The sequence below is a fragment of the Oceanospirillum sediminis genome, from assembly GCF_014164585.1.
Lineage (GTDB): Bacteria > Pseudomonadota > Gammaproteobacteria > Pseudomonadales > Halomonadaceae > Oceanospirillum > Oceanospirillum sediminis.
This window is the reverse complement of record NZ_JACJFM010000107.1, coordinates 1-516: the sequence shown is the minus strand read 5'-3', so window position 1 is coordinate 516 and position 516 is coordinate 1. Positions and strand designations below refer to the sequence as shown.

1 pseudogene is annotated in these 516 nt (G+C 40.7%); it reads right to left on the bottom strand.

Annotation, left to right across the window (positions count from 1 at the left end):
* Positions 1-496: pseudogene (locus H4O21_RS28050) on the bottom strand (glutamate synthase subunit alpha); the annotation flags it as partial.
* Positions 497-516 lie beyond the last annotated feature (20 nt).

Here is a 516-nt window from a genome sequence, read left to right as displayed (position 1 = left end):
CATTTCTATCTAATAATGCACCAATATAATCACCATCAGTAAACGGTACTGAGGCAGGACCGTCCCAAGGTTCCATGATACAACCGTTATATTCGTAGAACGCTTTTTTATCCTCGCTCATGGTGGCATGCTTTTCCCAAGCTTCAGGGATCATCATCATCATAATTTCAGGAAGCGAACGATCTGTATGGGTCAATAATTCCACTACCATGTCCATGGAAGCAGAATCTGATTTACCAGGAAGGATAATAGGGAATAATTTATCAATTTGAGGTCCGAAAACGTCACTTCTCATAATCTCCTCACGTACACGCATTCTACTTACGTTTCCACGTAGAGTGTTGATTTCTCCATTCTGACACATAAAACGGAATGGTTGTGCCAACTCCCAAGTGGGCATAGTATTAGTAGAAAAACGCTGGTGTACCAAAGCTAATCTGGTTACAAGGTCTTCTTGCTGCAAATCGGTGTAATAAGGCCCAATATCCTCAGGCATGATAATACCTTTATAAATTA